Consider the following 16,225-nt stretch of genomic DNA (forward strand, 5'->3'; position numbering starts at 1 on the left):
TCTCCCTGCAGTTGGATGGCGATGATTTTGGATGTCACCCGATGCAACACCGGATGCGGGAAAAGTGTTCCGGATGCTCAGCCGGCGACGGCTTCGGCCGGAACAGAGGCGTCTTCGAGGCCGGCGAGGAAGTGCTCCACGTCCAGAGCGGCCACGACACCCGAACCGGCGGCGGTCGCGGCCTGACGGTAGGTGGGGTCGATCACGTCTCCCGCCGCGAACACTCCGGGCACCGAGGTGCGCGACGAGCGGCCGTCGACCCAGATGGTGCCCTCCGGAGTGAGCTCGAGCTTGTCGTGGACGAGGTGGGTGCGCGGGTCGTTGCCGATCGCGACGAACACGCCCTGCAGGTCCAGCTCGCTGAGCGTCCCGTCGACGGTGGAGCGCAGGCGCACGCCGGTCGTCTCGAACTCGCCGAGGATCTCGGCGACCTCGCTGTTCCAGATGAACTCGATCTTGTCGTTCGCGAACGCGCGCTCCTGCATGATCTTCGAGGCGCGCAGCGTGTCCTTGCGGTGGATGACGTACACCTTCGACGCGAAGCGCGTCAGGAAGGTGGCCTCTTCCATGGCGGAGTCGCCGCCGCCGACGACGGCGATCGCCTTCTCGCGGAAGAAGAATCCGTCGCACGTGGCGCACCAGGACACACCGTGACCGGAGAGGCGCTCCTCGCCCTCGATGCCGAGCTTGCGGTAGGCGGATCCGGTCGCATAGATGACGGCGGATGCCTCGTGCACGGCGCCCGTGCCCAGGGTGACCTTCTTGACCGGGCCGTCGAGCTCGAGCGAGACGACGTCGTCGTAGAGCACCTCGGTGCCGAACTTCTCCGCCTGCTCCTGCAGCTTGACCATGAGGTCGGGGCCCTGGATGCCCTCCGGGAAGCCCGGGAAGTTCTCGACGTCGGTGGTCTTGGTCAGTTCGCCGCCCACCTCGACGGAGCTGGCGATCAGCAGCGGCTCCAGGTTGGCGCGCGCCGCGTAGATGGCGGCGCTGAACCCGGCCGGACCCGAGCCGATGATGATGACCTGACGCATGTGCTCTCCTCTGTCGGCGGGCGCGCGGTGACACGCGGGAAAACCGCCACGATCTCTTCAACCCATGGTAACCGCGCGACATTCCCCATCGCTGAGCGCGGCAGGAGCGGCGGAGGCGCCGTGGCGATCAGCGCGAGGCGCGCGCCGGCAGGAAGCGCTTGAGCAGCCCGGAGACCACGCTGAGCTCCGGGGCGCGCAGCACGAAGAGAACGACGAGGTAGACCGCGAACGCCACACCGCCGACGACACCGGTGCCGATCGCCCCCAGCAAGCGGCCGGTCATACCGGTCGCGGACACGGCCCATCCGTCGGCACCGCCGATCAGCAGGTAGACGCCCCACCCGGCGAAGCCGGCAGGGGCGGCGGCCAGCACGAAGCGGCCCAGCGACAGCGCGACGCGGGGGAGCTCCAGGCCGCCGAGACGGCGGCGCAGCAGCACCACGGCGATGATCGTCTGCACGAGCCCTGCCAGGGACTGGCCGAGCGCCACCGCGGCGGCGAGCTGACTGAGCGGGACGAGCAGCGGAGCCACCAGCGCCGAGACGACGATCAGCGAGCACTGGATGATCGTGAACCAGAACGGAGTGCGGGTGTCGCCGTAGGCGTAGAAGGTGCGCTGCACGATGAACAGCAGCGACAGCGGGAGCAGTCCGACGAGGTAGCAGATCAGCACGGGCGCCGCCTGCTCGGCCTGTGCGCCGTTCTCGGTGAAGATGCGCGTCGCGGGCACGGATGCCACGGCCAGGGCCACCGAGGAGATGACGATGAACAGGCTGATCGCGCGGATGCTGCGGGCGACGTCGCCGCGCACCTGGTCGTGCCGGTCCTCGGCCGTGTGCTCGGCGATCTGCGTGAAGTAGGGCGTTCCGATCGAGACCGCGAAGATCGAGTAGGGGAGCATGAACACGAGCCAGGCGGCCATCATGATCGTCCCCGCGGGGTGCTCGCCCGACGCCCGGGAGACGATGTTCGACTGCGCCAGGCCGGCGAGCTGACCGGCGATGACCATCATGAAGGTCCAGCTCGCGAGCTTGCCGACCTCGCCGAGTCCGACGCCCTTCCAGCGGAAGTCGGGTCGCAGGTGCAGCCCGGTGCGGCGCCAGGCGAGAAGCAGCAGAGCCGCCTGCACGGCGATGCCGAGGGTGGCGGTGCCGCCCATGACGGCGATCATCGTCGGATCCCACATCTCGACGTGATTGCGGTTGTCGCCGAACAGCATCATGAAGACGATGAAGCCGATGATCGAGATGACGTTGTTCGCGATCGGGGCCCAGGTGTACGGGCCGAACACGCGCTTGGCGTTGAGCGTCTCGCCGATGAGCGCGTAGAGACCGTAGAAGAAGATCTGCGGCAGGCACCAGTACGCGAACGCCGTGCCGAGGGCCAGCTGGTCGGGGGTGAACTGGCTCGAGTACATGAACACCAGCCACGGCGCGAGCACCATGGCCACACCGGTCGCGGCGAGGAAGACCACGGTACCGAGCGTGAACAGCTTGGAGATGAACGCCTGTCCGCCGTCCTTGTGGCTGGCGGACTTCACGATCTGCGGGATGATGACCGCGGTCAGGATGCCGGTCTGGATGATCGTGAAGACGTTGTTGGGCAGCTGGTTCGCGGTGCTGAAGGCGTCGCTGGCGCGACCGACGGAGCCGATCGCGGCGAGCAGCACGATCGTGCGCACCAGGCCGGTGACGCGCGAGATCAGCGTGCCGGCCCCCAGGATCGCGCTGGCGCGGCCGAGACTGCTCATTCGTTCTCCTTCGTCGGCGAGGTGGGTGCCTCGTCGGCACGGGCGTCGTCCGCCGGATGCTCTTCCGAGCCCGTCCCGTCGATGCTCGCCCGAGCCCGGCGGCGACGCACGGTGCGGATCAGGCCGAACACGAGCAGCAGGCCGATGACGCCGCCGAGGATGCCGAGCCCGATGGCCTCCCAGTCGGCCCGCAGAGTGACGTCGGCGGTCTCGGCCGGACCGATCGCGACGCCCGTGGGGCTGGTGAGCCGGAAATCGACCTGCACCTCGCCGCTGGCGACGCGGGCCGAGATGGGCACGTCCACTCGCGTGCTGCTGGCACGACCGGCCACGATCTCGGTGGTCTCCTGGATGTCCAGGCGTGGATCGGAGGGCGTGCTGTGCAGTGAGACGTTCACGTTCCAGGGCAGATCGTTGCGCACCCACACCGGCAGCGGTGCGGATGCGGCGATCAGCTGCACGGGCTTGGGGCGCTGGATGCTCACCGCGCCCAGGAGGTCCTGCACGTGCTTCGCGCGATCCGTCGTCGCGGTCGTGAATGCCGCGTCGGAGAGGCCGACCGCGATGGTCCTGAGCATCCGGATCCGCTCGGGGACCAGCATCAGCGCCGGCACGTCGAGGATCGACGAGAACGCCTGCAGCCGCTGCTCGTCGGCCAGCATCGCGGTGAGCGCGCCGGCGCGGACGGTTCCGGCCGTCGTCCGGAGAGTGGCGGATGCCGGGGGTGAGGTGCGCAGCGCGGCGAGGCGCACTCCGGGCGACGCGAATGCGCTCAGCACGTCGCGCAGTGCGACGGGGGAGCGCTTCTGCGAGCGGTCCAGGCCCACGAGCACGGTCGGGGAGGTGCGGGACGTGAAGAAGAGGTGCCCGGCGGCGGCGGCGATCTCGCGGTCCGTCGCGATGGGGTCGGTGCTCGTCACGGCGGTGGACAGGCGGGCGGAGGCCGCAGCATCCGTCACCAGCACGCTGTGGCCGTCCACCGCCGCGTGCGCGCCCGGGTTCCCCTCGAACGAGGAGGACGGGACGATCGTGGTCCCCGGGCCGCCCAGGTACCCGTCGAAGGTCGCGAGGTCGGTCGAGGTGAGGTCGCCTCGTGGCCACAGGATGCCGGACTGCGAGCCCATGACGGCCGTCAGGGCATCGTTGTCGGGCAGTACCGGGGTCGGGGTGGCCGTGCTCGGCGCGGTCGGCGCTGGGGTGCTGACCGGGAAGTCCGTGGTCTGCAGGAGCGGTGCGAGGTCCGGAGCCGTGAGCAGCGACTTCTGACCGGCGTGCGCCTGAGTGGCGGGATCGGCGTCGCCGAGCTGCAGCGCGAACCTGTCATTCGGGAGACGCTCGAGCCGCTGCAGCCAGGCGGTCGCGGAGGCCGGGGCGCTGGTGCCCAGCATCCGGATCGCCGCCGGGATCGCGGGATCGACGGCCAGGATCGCCGGGGTGTCGGTGACCGCGTCCAGCTGACCGGTCAGCATCCCGTTCGGTGCGGTGAGCGCCGCCAGCTCATCGGCGCTCAGCAGGACGTCGTCGCCGGGCGTGGCGGTGATCGGCACGATGATCCCGACGCTCTGCGTGCTCGCCGGGGCCACGACGAGCACCGACGTCGCGGTCAGGTTCCACGCCGTGGTCTCGGGATCGTTCGTGGTCGCGCCGGTGAGGCGCGCCCGCACCGCGTAGACGCCGGGAGCCAGGGCGCCCAGCTCCGCGGCATCCGCGACGCTGCTGACGTCGATGCTCTCGCCGGCCGCGACGGGCGGCGACGGCTCAGTGGCCACGGCGCGGAAGTCGCCCGCGGCGCTGCCGTCGTCCAGCCAGGAGTCCAGAGCCGCGGCGTCTCCGAGGGGAGTCGGGTTGACCTCGAGGTCGACAGAGCCGGCGCTCAGCGCGTCGTCGGTGCTGTTGGCGATCGTGATCGTGCTCACCATGGGACCGTTCGGCTCCATCCGGGCCCCGGAGCCGGTGGAGACGCCCAGCTCGACCACGTCATCGGCGGATGCCTTGGGCTCGCCGGTGGCAGCGGATGCCGGTGCGGTGCCACCCAAGGCGATCCCGGCGACGACGAGCACCGCGGCGAGTCGGCTCAGCAGCCTACGCGCGCGCGGGCGGGAGCCGTTGCGGGGGGAATTCGCGGTCATGGTGTCGGGTCGACGGGGCCGGAAGACCGGCGCAGGCGACGCCCCGATTCTAGCCAGCGCGCCGCGGTGAACCCTGAAGGCGCGTAGAGTGACGGCCGTGCCGGATCGTGCCCACCCCCGCCCCGACCTCGTTCTCGCGCAGGCGCTCGCCGCCGATCTGGACGCCGCCGACTTCCGCTCCGAACCCCTGCGAGCGCTGTGGGGCGAGGAGGCGGATGACGCGCTGGCGCGCGGACTGCGCGAGCCGATCCTGCGCGCCATCGCAGGCCGCGACGATCCGCTGGCGACGCTGGGCAGGCTGTGGGTGCTCGGCATGCCGCAGCCTCACGCCGCCGTCGAATGGGCCGTGCCGCGCGTGGGCGTCGACGGCCTCGAGGCGCTGGGGCTGGCGGTGGCCGAGGGTGCCGATGTGCGGCCGCTCGCGATCATCCGCCCGCAGTCGTTCGTGGATGCCGACGGGGTCGGTGAATGGTGGATCGCGAGCGACCTCGACGAGATCGCCCTGGGCACCTCGCTTCCCGCCGACCATGTGCTCGGTGTGGGCGGGGCATCCCGCACGCTGGCTGAGCTCGTCATTCCCGCGCCGGTGGAGCGCGCGCTGGATCTGGGCACCGGATGCGGCATCCAGGCGCTGCTGGTGTCGCGGCGTGCGCAGCACGTGGTCGCGACCGACATCTCGGCGCGAGCGCTGGCGTATGCGGAGCTGAACGCGCAGCTGAACGGCGTGCGCAACGTGGAGCTGCGCCTGGGCAGCATGTTCGAGCCGGTGGCGGGCGAGGCGTTCGACCTGATCGTCTCCAACCCGCCGTTCGTGATCACCCCGCGCGTCTCCGGGGTGCCGGAGTACGAGTACCGCGACGGCGGACTGGTCGGCGATGCGCTCGTCCAGCAGTTCCTGCAGACCGCGCCCGCTCACGTCACTCCGGGTGGCGTGGCGCAGCTGCTCGGCAACTGGGAGTCGCGCGACGGCGTGGACGGCCTGGACCGGGTGCGCTCCTGGATCGGCGAGGAGCTGGATGCCTGGGTGATCCAGCGCGAGCAGCTCAGCCCGCTCTCGTACGCCGAGCTGTGGATCCGCGACGGCGGGACGCTGCCGCGCGATTCCGGGTTCACCCCGCTCCTCACCGCCTGGCTCGACGACTTCGCGGCCCGCGGCGTGACCGCCATCGGATTCGGCTACATCCTGGTGCGGCGTCCTGCGGGTGCGGATGCCGTGCCGCTCCGCCGCTTCGAGACCGTCACGCAACCGGTCTCGAACCTGGGCCGGGCTCTGGGCGCGGGTCTCGCCGCGCATGACGTGCTCGCCGACGGCATCCCGGATCGCCTGGTCGTGGCATCCGACGTCACCGAGGCTCGCCACCACATGCCGGGCAACGACGATCCGAGTGTGATCGAGCTGCGGCAGGGCGGCGGATTCGCCCGCACGATCAGCGTCGACCCGGCGCTCGCGGGCTTCGTCGGCGCCTGCGACGGCGATCTCACCGTGATGCAGATCGTGCAGGCGCTGGCCGACATCTTCGAAGTGCCCCTCGCAGATCTCTGGGCCGACCTCGAACCCCGCATCCGCCGCCTGGTCGAGGACGGACTGCTGCTGCCCGCGCCCGAAGCCTCCTGACCCGTGCCCCCGGGAATCACGGGCACCACGTCCGGTTCGCCCTGTGATCGGCGACTTCCGGCCGATATTCTGGATGCTCGCGAGTTCTCGCACGCGTGACAGGGGGCGTCATGAAGCTGAATTCCGTTCGCCGCGGCGGGAAGTGGCGTCCGATCGTCGCCGGTGTCGTCGCCGCGATGATCATGCTGGGCGGCACCGCGTGCACGCCGGGCGCACCGGCATCCGAGAGCACCGGAACCGCGGCGCCGTCCCGGACCTCGCCGGCGCCGAGCGCCGCCCCGACCTCGACAGCGCCCGTGGTGGACGGATTCCCCGACGAACTGCAGGGGAAGTGGTGCGCCGACGACGGCAGCGTGTGCTTCAGCGCGAGCGAGCTGCTCGCGGAGCATCCGCAGGCCTTCCTGCAGTCGGCGGACCCGTCCTACACGGTGAAGGGGGCGACGGACTTCTCGATCTGCCTCTCCCCTGACCTGAGCGCGGACACCTGCACCATGGCGGCGTCGATGTTCCTGAGGTACTTCCCCGAGGGCCTGAAGTGGGACTGCGCCAGGTTCGCCGAGGAGGGCAGGCTGAGCGGCTTCACCTCGTGCCGTGCCGACACGGTGGTCGCCCATGACATGAAGAAAGAGCGGCTCATCATCCTGCCCAATCATCAGCAGGACACGCAGTACATCGACAGCGTCCCGATGTACCGACGATGACCCGGCACACGGAATAGCCGCAGGATATATGCGGTTGCATGCAGCATGAAGGCTTTCGGGTTCCTCTCCTTCGGGCACTACGCAGACGTGCCCGGCTCCGTCACGCGCACCGCGGGCGACATGCTCAAGCAGACCATCGAGATCGCCGAGGGCGCCGACGAGATCGGTGTGAACGGCGCATACGTGCGCGTGCACCACTGGGCCCGGCAGGCGGCATCCCCGATCCCCCTGCTCACCGCCATGGCCGCGCGCACCAAGCGCATCGAGGTCGGCACGGGCGTGATCGACATGCGGTACGAGAACCCGTTCCAGTTCGCCGAGGAGGCTGCGGCGCTCGACTACATCGCCGACGGCCGCATCGCACTCGGCGTGAGCCGCGGGTCACCCGAGACCGCCATGCGCGGATACGAGGTGTTCGGGTTCCACGACCCGGAGGACCCGGAGCGCGGCAGTGTGATGGCCCGCGAGAAGTTCGAGCTGTTCCTGCGCGCGATCGACGGCGAGCTGATCGCCCCCGGCGACCCGCGCATGGTCGGTGCCGGCCACTACCTGGCGATCGAGCCTCATTCGCCCACCCTGCGCGACCACATCTGGTGGGGCGCCGGTTCCCGCGCGACGGCCGAGACCACCGGACGCATGGGACTGAACATGATGAGCTCCACGCTGCTCACCGAGGCGACCGGCCAGCCGTTCCACGAGCTGCAGCGCGAGCAGATCGACCTCTTCCGCGCTGCATACAAGGAGGCCGGGCACACCGGCAGCCCCCGCGTCTCGGTCAGCCGCAGCGTCTTCCCGCTGGTCAGCGACAGGGACCGCGCCTACTTCGGGCTGCGGTCGGAGGAGTCGGACGACCAGATCGGCATCATCGACGGCATGCGCTCCACGTTCGGCAAGACCTACGCGGCCGAGCCGGACGTGCTGATCGAGCAGCTCAAGGCCGACGAGGCGGTGATGGCCGCGGACACGCTCATGCTCACCATCCCGAACCAGCTCGGCCCGGAGTACAACCTGCACGTGCTGCAGGCCTTCGCCGAGCACGTCGCGCCCGCCCTGGGCTGGAAGCCGAACACCGAGGGACCCGTGCAGGGCGATCCGATCGCCTGAGCATCGCTCCGGAGCGCGCAGCGACCCACGTCTCTGAAGGACGAATCCGCTTCTGAAGGATGCTGCGGCCGTCAGCATCCTTCAGAACGTCGAAGGTCCTTCAGAAGCGGGGCGGCGGGGCGTCGCTCACGGCGGCCCGAAGAGCCCCTTGCCCTTCTCATCGAGCAGCTCGTAGGCGTCGGCGAAGGTCTTCGGCATGCGCTCGGGCGGCAGCCCGGACTTGGCCAGCAACAGCCCGAGTACGCCCCGCGCCGGGGGAGTGAGCGGCTTGTCCCTGTTGGCGTGCGCGGGGTGCACGGGCGTCGCCTCCGGATTCGGCGGGGTGAACGCCGGGGTGGTGTCCGGCCAGTCCGCCGGATGCCGTGGCTTGCGGAGGTTCACGACTGACAGCAGGTCGTTCGCTCCGGCGTCGCGGTCCGTCAGTGGCTCGAGGCCGTGCAGCCGGTTGAGGGTGGCGATCACCGAGCCGTGATGCATCTCCTCGTGGACGATCGTGTTCCGGGCGGTGTACGCCGACACTGCGATCGCCGGCACCCGGCATCCGAGCCGGTCGAAGCCGAACCCCATCTCGCCCGCTTCCGTGCCGTCGGGCGGCGTTGCCGCAGGCGGGGGGATGTGGTCGTAACATCCGCCGTGCTCGTCGAAGGTGATCAGCAGCAGGGTGTTGACCGCATTCGACCCCTTCGGCGACGCACTGCGGCGGATCGCCGTATACACGTCGTGCACGAGAGCGTCTCCCGCGCGCACATCGGACTGCGCGCTGTCGACGAAGCTGGTGCCGTCCACGGTGCTCTCGCTCAGCGCACCGAACGGCGGATGGAAGTCGTTGTGGTTGTAGATCATCCGCGGTTCGATGAACGCGTACGCCGGGAGCCTGCCTGCCGCGGCATCGGCGTAGAAGTCCTCCATCGTGCCGAAGCGGTTCGTCCTCCAGAACTTCTCCAGCACCGGCGCATGCAGGAAACCCGTGAACGACACCAGCTGCAGCTTGTCGAAGTAGATGCGCCACGACTTCCCGGCATCCTCCAGACGGTTGAAGATCGTCGGGCTCGGATCGGCGTTCAACCACTTCTCGAACCCGCCCGTGAAGTGGTTCGTGACGAACCCGTGCGAGGTCGACGCGTGGAAGAAGGAGCGATTGCAGAAGGTCTGGGAGGGCACACCCGCGAACCAGTGGTCGAACACCGCGAACTCGCGGGCGAGTGTGGAGACCACAGGAAGCATGTCCGGAGAGAACGACCCCATGATCCGGGCGACTTCCTCGGACGAGACCTGCCTGTCGCCCGCGAGCTTGCCGACGTGCGCGGCGTAGTCGGCGACGAATCCGTCCATGGTGGGCTCGGCGCCCGGCTCGGGGGCATTGAACGGCGGTCTCATCGTGGATGCCTGCAGGCGGGCGTTCTCGGGAGGGTCGAAGCGGCCGAACAGCTGCGTGTTGACGTGCGGGTACTCCTCGCCCGGGTCGGGGTCGGGAAAGCTCATGATCCGGTCGGTCTCACCGGTGTACACGTGCGCCGGGATGCGCGTGCCGTCCGGCGCGGTGTTGGCGTGCTCGCCGAAGGCGAGGCCCGCGAAGGTCTCACCGGCCGGGAGATCGTCCTTCGTGTACAGGTAGCCGAGCAGGTTGTCGAAGGATCGGTTCTCGCCCATCAGCACCACGATGTGATCGAACCCGGGTGCGTGCCGCGGCGCGAGGGCGGCGTACTCCGGGTCGGTCTCGAAGCGTTCGTCTCGGCTCATCACGGAAGCGGTGATCGCGGCTCCTGCGGTGCCGCCGACGGCCGCCCCGGCGAGCGTCGCGCCGCCCAACTTCAGGAACCCGCGACGCGTGGTCCGCTTCGAGGGCGCATCCTCCGGCCTGTTGGCGGATCCGCCGACGCCGGCCTGTTCGGAGTCATCCATGCTGCGAGCTTAGGCTCCACCCGTCCGGCCCCATGGGATGCTTCTGGGCATGGATGCTGACAACGACACCTCGATCACGGGCCGGGAGGCCCGGGTGAACACCGACTTCCAGAAGCGTCAGGCGCGCCTGTTCACGCGCTTCGCGATCACCGAAGCCGCCGTGCTCGCCATTGCGGTGATCGCGATCTTCGTGCTGAAGCTCGTCGACGTCGAGATCGGCGTCCTCATCCTGCTCGGCATCGCCGTGCTGAGCGGCATGGTGCTGACCGGCCTGCTGATGCGCATGATCAAGGCCAGGCAGCAGGCGCTCGCGCAGGCGCGCGGCGAGGCCGGTTCGATCTGGTGAGCCGCCCGCGACGCGCGGATACACTCGCCGCATGCGCATCGTCGTCAGCGGCACCCATGCCAGTGGCAAGAGCACGCTGATCTCGGACTTCGCGCTGAGGCATCCGGGATACACCGTGCTCGCCGACCCGTTCGACTCCCTGGACGAGGCATCCGATTCGCCCGGGGCGGCCATGTTCATCGCGCAGCTGCGGATCACCGCGGAACGGCTGCGCGAGGAGACCGCGGCCGATCTGATCGCGGAGCGCGGGCCGATCGACTTCCTGGCGTACGTCCTCGCGCTCGCCGAGCTGTCGGGCACTGCAGCTGATGAGCGTCTGATCGAGCGCGCCTACGCGATGTCCGCGGATGCCATGAGGCGGGTCGACTTGCTCGTGGTGCTGCCGCTGAGCGCCGGCGACGGTATCCGCATCGGCGCGGAGGAGCATCCCGAACTGCGCGATGCGATGAACGACGTCCTGCTGGAGCTGCTCGACGATCCCGACCTCGTCGGGGCGGACGTCGAGGCGATCGAGATCACCGGAGATCCGCGCACCCGGCTCGCGCTCCTCGAGCACTCGATCCGGTGACACGCCGCACGTCTCCCCGTCTTCCGCAGACGTTCACCTGGGACGAGCGTTGGTCCTCATCCCGCAACCTGTGAGCCACCTGAGATCCCTATAAAGGGGACGGCTCCTCTGCCGTCATCCCCCAACGGAACAGGTTCTCCCGTCATGCCCCATACGCCCCTGAGAAGGATCGGCGCGGGCGCGGTCGCCGCGGTGATCACCGCAGTGCTGTGCACGTCCGCACTGCCGCTCGCAGCCTCGCCCGCGTTCGCCCAGGACGCCGTCTCGACGCCGGCCCCGACGCCGGGCGTGACGGAGACCCCGGCGCCCACCGAGACGCCGACTCCCACCGAGACGCCGGATGCCCCGACGCCGCAGCCGACACAGGACCCGGAGCCCGCCCCCACCGGCATTCCCACGCCCGGGGAGACGTCGCCGGCCGAGACGCCGGCCCCCGAGCAGACGCCGCAGGAGACGCCGGATCCCGATGCCGCGATCGCCCGGATCGCCGGCACCTCCGGCAACGCCGGTGCGCACTGGCCGCTCGCGATCTCCGAGATCAACGGCGACAACGACGGCGCCGACACCTACGAGTTCCTCGAGGTCGTCAACACCACCGATCAGCCCATCGACCTCGACGCCGCCGGGATGGGCTTCCGGTACCACACGTCGCAGTGGAACACCGGCACCGTGCAGCCGCTCATCCACCTCGACGGCGAGGACGACGCGCCGGCCATCATCCCCGCCGGCGGCGTGGCCGTGCTCTGGATGAACTACGCCGAGGGAGACGCGCGCCGCAGCCTGACCAAGGACCAGTTCCGCGCCTTCTACGGCATGCAGGACCCCGACGTGCCGATCATCCGCTTCGGCCCGCAGGGCGGCTTCGCCAACAGCGGCAACCGCGGCTTCAGCATCACGGATGCCGGTGGTGCGACGCTCATGCGGGCCTGGGTGCCCGCCGACGACGGCGACGGCTCCACGCCGTGGAACGCCCAGTTCGGCGTTCCGGACCGGACCGACAGCGTCGATGCCCGCATCCTCGCGCACGACGTGACCGGGGCGACCGCGGCGCCCACCCCCGGCGTCATCACGACCGAGCAGGTGACCAGCCGGCTGATCAAGCCGACCGACCCCTCATCCGTAGGGCCGCTGCTGCAGATCACCGAGGTCGCCCCCGACACCGCGAACGTGGCCGGATCCGACGCCTACGAGTACATCGAGCTCTACAACGCCTCCGATGCGCCGATCGACTTCGGCGATTACGTGCTGAGCTATCTCAGCACCGACAACGACCTCACGGACCCGAAGGCGCTCTCGTCCACCCTGTGGCCCGCCGGTCCCGGTGAGCCGACGATCGAACCCGGCGCGACGCTGGTGCTGTGGATCCAGAACCCGGCGGTCGTGTCGGCCGGTCTCACCGTCGCCGACTTCAACACCGCGCTCGGCAGCGACCTGACGCTCGGCGAGAGCATCCTGACGATCCAGTCCGGAGGCATGGCCAACGGCGGATCCCGCGGCCTGCAGCTGATGACGAAGTCGGGGCACGTGATCTCCCGCGCCTTCTACTTCGATGACGCCCAGACCACGTCCAGCACGGCCATCCAGTACGCCTGGAACCCTGGCGACCCCGCCGCCGCGTGGAAGCCCGCCGACCCGTCCGGCGTCACGCAGACCATGCTCGGCCTGGCCGCGCCCACACCCGGCACGGTCACCGAGGCGCAGGTCGCCCCGACATCCGTCGCCTACCCGGCGCCCGGCTCCGCACCGAAGATCGTCGACCTGACCGGCGGATCCGAGCTGCCCGACTCCGGGAACGTCGAGCTCGGCTTCGACATCACCGACGACGTCCTCGTGCGTCGGGTGACTCTCACCCTGAAGGACAGCCTGGGTGCGACCGATGTGCGCGACCTGACCTTCGGATCCGGCGACCGGTACCAGTACGCGATCCCCGCGGTCGACGTCTACGGAAAGCGCTGGATCGAGTACACGGTCACCGCGGGCGACGGCAGCCAACTCACCACCCTCGGCCCCGTGCGCATCGCACTGGACGACTCGCCCGTCGACCCCGTTCGCCTCAACGTCGCCGACGGTCAGTTCGTCAACGCGCAGACCCCGCTCGTCGGCACCACCGACGGCGACCCCGGCGCGCTGCGGGTCGGCATCGACGGAGAGCCCGTAGGCGAGACGGTCCCGTCCCTGGAGAGGGCGCCGAAGTTCGCGATCGACGCGACCGGCACGGACTCCTTCTTCCGCAACGGGATCAAGCTCGGCGACAACGTGCTGAAGATCTTCGACGAGGGCTACTACGACCGCATCGTGACGGTCGACGCCGATGTCCCGGTCGAGGAGGTCGTGCGCGGGGAGAAGCTCACGCTCGGCGTGTACGCCGGCACCAAGGCCTGGCCCGAGCCGAACCTCGACGAGAACAACGACGACTTCACGATGATGAACCCGCGCCTGGCACTGCCGGACGGCCGCGTGCTGCGCCCGACCACGTGCGCGGGTGCGGGTGAGGGCAAGGAGCTCGTCGAGCGGGCCTGCCCGGCGGATGCCGCGGAGCGGATCGCCCTCAGCGACGCCAACCTCGTCTACATCCTCTTCACCTTCACACTCCCGGACGATGCGTTCGACTCGGTGTCCACCACCTGGGACACCACGGCGGTCGCCGACGGCGAGCACGTGATCACGGCATCCGAGGGCGATCGCACGGCGACGCGCACCGTGATCGTCGACAACACCGCCCCCCGCATCGAGAGCACCGTCACCGACGGCAGCCAGTACCGCGGCGACTTCACGATCGACGCCTCCGTCACCGATGAGGGGTCGGGCTTCAAGAGCGTCAGCGCGACGCTGGACGAGCAGGACATCACCCTCCCGCTGCAGACGTCCTCGCTCACGCTGACCCCCGGCGACCACACCGCGGTCATCACGGCGAGCGACCGGGTCGGCAACATCTCCACCAGCACCGTCGCGTTCTCGACGGCCGACGAGAAGCCGCACACCACGCTGATCAGCCCGGACGACGGCGCGAAGATCGACGCCGACCAGGTGGAGCTCGTCGCGAGCCCCGGCTCGAACGTCGACGATCGGCTGGAGCTCTGCTTCGCAGAGGGGTACCGCTTCGTGCCGACGGATGCCCAGGTGCACGTCGCCTCCGGCACCACGACCGACAGCCGGTCCACCGACCGCGGCGACGCCAGGGCCCTGAGCGCCGACGAACTGGCCCGGATCACGCGGATGGACGGCATCGAGGTCGCTGAGACCTCGGGGACGGCGCTGCCGTACCAGCTGTTCACGGTCGAGGTCCCGGCGAACGCGAAGGACGGCTCCGACGTGCGCGTGGCCTGGGAGGGTTCCGCGAACGCCGAAGCCAAGGTGCTGCTGTACGTGCAGACCGCGAAGGGCGACTGGAACGAGGTCGACCGGTACGTCACCACCGCCGGCGCCCCCACGTCGTTCACGCTCGATGCGCAGGTCCCCGTCACCGGCAATGCCAAGGACGGGAAGGTCACCTTCCTCGTGCAGCACTCCGAGGGCTGGGCGGCGACCGGCCGCAGCGGGCGCGATTCGCAGACGACGCCGTACAGCCCCGGCGCCACGCCGCGCGACCAGTACGACTTCACGCTGGCCTGGGAGTCGGACACGCAGTACTACAACAGCAACGAGGGCAAGCGCGCCGGGACCGGCGGGACGGATGCCTGGTACCGGCACCAGGTGAACATCAACCGGTTCCTGATCGACCGTCGCGACGAGCTGAACCTGCAGTACGTGGTCCACACCGGCGACATCGTCGACAACCAGGATCAGGACTACCAGTGGCGCAACGCCGACGACGCGTACCGGATGCTGGATGAGGCGGGCGTGCCGTACGGCGTGCTGGCAGGCAACCACGACGTCGGTCACTTCGAGGGGAACTACGGCCCGTACAGCTCGTACTTCGGTGAGAACCGCTTCGCGCGGAACCCCTGGTACGGCGGCTCGTACAAGGACAACCGCGGTCACTTCGACCTGGTGAGCGCCGAGGGCGTCGACCTGCTCATGCTGTACATGGGCTGGCCCGACCCCAACGACACCGCGTCGAACTCCGAGGACATCGCCTGGATGAACTCGGTGATCCGGCAGTACCCGGAGCGCAAGGTGATGATCAACCTGCACGAGTTCATGCTCACCACCGGCGGTCTCGGGCCGTTCCCGCAGCGGATCTACGACGAGGTCGTGGCACCCAACTCCAACGTCATCGCCGTCGGATCCGGCCACTACCACGACGCCTACACGCGACTGGACGAGTTCGACGACGACGGCGACGGCGTCGCCGACCGCACCGTGACCTCGATGCTGTTCGACTACCAGGCGCTGCCGGAGGGCGGACAGGGCTACCTGCGCCTGCTGCACTTCGACAACCTGAACGGTCGCATCATCGTGCGCACCTACTCGCCCTCGCTGGACGACTTCGACTCCGACGAGGCGTCGCTGAACAGCCCAGCGGGGATGCAGGAGTTCGAGATCCCCTACGCCGCCGGGGGCATCAGGCCGGTGCAGAAGACCCTGTCGACCGACTCGTTCCGCGCCGACGTGCTCACCGCGAACCGGATCGGCTGCGTGCAGGATGTCGTGAGCGGCGAGAAGACCTCGGTCACCTGGAAGGAGCTGACCTCGGGCGCAGCGCCTGCGCAGGCATCCGCTCGGGCGCGGCTGGCTGCCGCGGCGCCGGCGAAGCGCGGCTGGTACGTGCGCACGACGGGTCCGTACGGCGGCGTGGAGTACACCGAGGTGCGCACCTTCACGGCGACCGGAGCCTCGACCGGCCCGACCGATCCGGGTGAGGGCGGGAACACCCCCGGTGGCGGGAACGGCGGCACCGGACCCGGTCAGGGCGGCAACGCCGGAGGCGGCGGCGGGCAGGGCAACGGCCGTCCCGGTGCCACCCGCCCGGGCGACCTGGCGACCACCGGCGGCTCCGCACTGTGGCCGATCGGGCTCGCGGCCGGCGCCCTGCTGGCGGTGACCGTCGGCGGCATCCTGCTCCGCCGCGGCCGCCGAGACGCCTGATCCGTTGACCGGGGCGGGTGCTGCGAGCCGATCCGCAAAAACCACCCC

At 69.8% G+C, this 16,225-nt stretch carries 10 protein-coding genes; 6 read left to right on the top strand and 4 right to left on the bottom strand.

All coding sequences use genetic code 11. The annotated features are described in order from the left end of the window. Nucleotides 1-77: 77 nt before the first annotated feature. The 3 genes from trxB to ACTJJ4_RS16395 form a co-directional block, all read right to left on the bottom strand. A complete protein-coding gene (gene trxB, locus ACTJJ4_RS16385) occupies nucleotides 78-1,034 on the bottom strand; it encodes a thioredoxin-disulfide reductase (protein ID WP_440944288.1) in 957 nt (318 codons plus the stop codon). 127 nt (nucleotides 1,035-1,161) lie between these two features. Continuing rightward, nucleotides 1,162-2,784, bottom strand: a complete 1,623-nt coding sequence (gene murJ / locus ACTJJ4_RS16390; protein ID WP_440944289.1) for a murein biosynthesis integral membrane protein MurJ — start codon at nucleotides 2,782-2,784, stop codon at nucleotides 1,162-1,164. Continuing rightward, nucleotides 2,781-4,913 carry a DUF6049 family protein gene (locus tag ACTJJ4_RS16395; RefSeq protein WP_440944290.1) on the bottom strand — a complete coding sequence of 711 codons (2,133 nt, stop codon included), beginning with the start codon at nucleotides 4,911-4,913 and terminating at the stop codon, nucleotides 2,781-2,783. Before ACTJJ4_RS16395 ends, murJ begins: the two co-directional genes overlap by 4 nt. Nucleotides 4,914-5,001: 88 nt before the next feature. On the opposite strand from ACTJJ4_RS16395, the gene ACTJJ4_RS16400 reads away from it, so the two are divergent. From ACTJJ4_RS16400 to ACTJJ4_RS16410, 3 genes are all read left to right on the top strand, one after another. Further along, nucleotides 5,002-6,528: a class I SAM-dependent methyltransferase gene (locus tag ACTJJ4_RS16400; RefSeq protein ID WP_440944291.1), complete on the top strand. Its 1,527-nt coding sequence runs from the start codon at nucleotides 5,002-5,004 to the stop codon at nucleotides 6,526-6,528. A gap of 110 nt (nucleotides 6,529-6,638) precedes the next feature. Next, a complete protein-coding gene (locus tag ACTJJ4_RS16405) occupies nucleotides 6,639-7,229 on the top strand; it encodes a hypothetical protein (RefSeq protein ID WP_440944292.1) in 591 nt (196 codons plus the stop codon). Between the two features lie 45 nt (nucleotides 7,230-7,274). Beyond that, nucleotides 7,275-8,333 (top strand): LLM class flavin-dependent oxidoreductase, encoded by a 1,059-nt coding sequence (locus ACTJJ4_RS16410; RefSeq protein WP_440944293.1) that lies wholly within the window; start codon nucleotides 7,275-7,277, stop codon nucleotides 8,331-8,333. Nucleotides 8,334-8,459: 126 nt separating this feature from the next. Here ACTJJ4_RS16410 and ACTJJ4_RS16415 read toward each other — a convergent pair whose 3' ends face one another. Further along, a complete protein-coding gene (locus ACTJJ4_RS16415; RefSeq protein WP_440944294.1) occupies nucleotides 8,460-10,235 on the bottom strand; it encodes an alkaline phosphatase family protein in 1,776 nt (591 codons plus the stop codon). A gap of 49 nt (nucleotides 10,236-10,284) precedes the next feature. On the opposite strand from ACTJJ4_RS16415, the gene ACTJJ4_RS16420 reads away from it, so the two are divergent. The 3 genes from ACTJJ4_RS16420 to ACTJJ4_RS16430 all read left to right on the top strand — a co-directional run bounded on the left by ACTJJ4_RS16420 (nucleotide 10,285) and on the right by ACTJJ4_RS16430 (nucleotide 16,177). Beyond that, nucleotides 10,285-10,581: a hypothetical protein gene (locus tag ACTJJ4_RS16420; RefSeq protein WP_440944295.1), complete on the top strand. Its 297-nt coding sequence runs from the start codon at nucleotides 10,285-10,287 to the stop codon at nucleotides 10,579-10,581. 31 nt (nucleotides 10,582-10,612) lie between these two features. After that, nucleotides 10,613-11,149, top strand: a complete 537-nt coding sequence (locus ACTJJ4_RS16425; RefSeq protein ID WP_440944296.1) for an AAA family ATPase — start codon at nucleotides 10,613-10,615, stop codon at nucleotides 11,147-11,149. A gap of 144 nt (nucleotides 11,150-11,293) precedes the next feature. Beyond that, complete coding sequence (locus ACTJJ4_RS16430) at nucleotides 11,294-16,177, top strand: lamin tail domain-containing protein (RefSeq protein WP_440944297.1); 4,884 nt, start codon at nucleotides 11,294-11,296, stop codon at nucleotides 16,175-16,177. The last annotated feature ends 48 nt before the right edge of the window (nucleotides 16,178-16,225 follow it).

Origin of the sequence: Microbacterium sp. 22195 (assembly GCF_052056515.1) — a bacterium.
Lineage (GTDB): Bacteria > Actinomycetota > Actinomycetes > Actinomycetales > Microbacteriaceae > Microbacterium.

Coding starts and splice junctions, on each gene's coding strand:
- trxB (WP_440944288.1), bottom strand. CDS start 1,034: ATGCGTCAGGTCATCATCATCGGCTCGGGTCCGGCCGGGTTCAGCGCC.
- murJ (WP_440944289.1), bottom strand. CDS start 2,784: ATGAGCAGTCTCGGCCGCGCCAGCGCGATCCTGGGGGCCGGCACGCTG.
- ACTJJ4_RS16395 (WP_440944290.1), bottom strand. CDS start 4,913: ATGACCGCGAATTCCCCCCGCAACGGCTCCCGCCCGCGCGCGCGTAGG.
- ACTJJ4_RS16405 (WP_440944292.1), top strand. CDS start 6,639: ATGAAGCTGAATTCCGTTCGCCGCGGCGGGAAGTGGCGTCCGATCGTC.
- ACTJJ4_RS16410 (WP_440944293.1), top strand. CDS start 7,275: ATGAAGGCTTTCGGGTTCCTCTCCTTCGGGCACTACGCAGACGTGCCC.
- ACTJJ4_RS16415 (WP_440944294.1), bottom strand. CDS start 10,235: ATGGATGACTCCGAACAGGCCGGCGTCGGCGGATCCGCCAACAGGCCG.
- ACTJJ4_RS16420 (WP_440944295.1), top strand. CDS start 10,285: ATGGATGCTGACAACGACACCTCGATCACGGGCCGGGAGGCCCGGGTG.
- ACTJJ4_RS16425 (WP_440944296.1), top strand. CDS start 10,613: ATGCGCATCGTCGTCAGCGGCACCCATGCCAGTGGCAAGAGCACGCTG.
- ACTJJ4_RS16430 (WP_440944297.1), top strand. CDS start 11,294: ATGCCCCATACGCCCCTGAGAAGGATCGGCGCGGGCGCGGTCGCCGCG.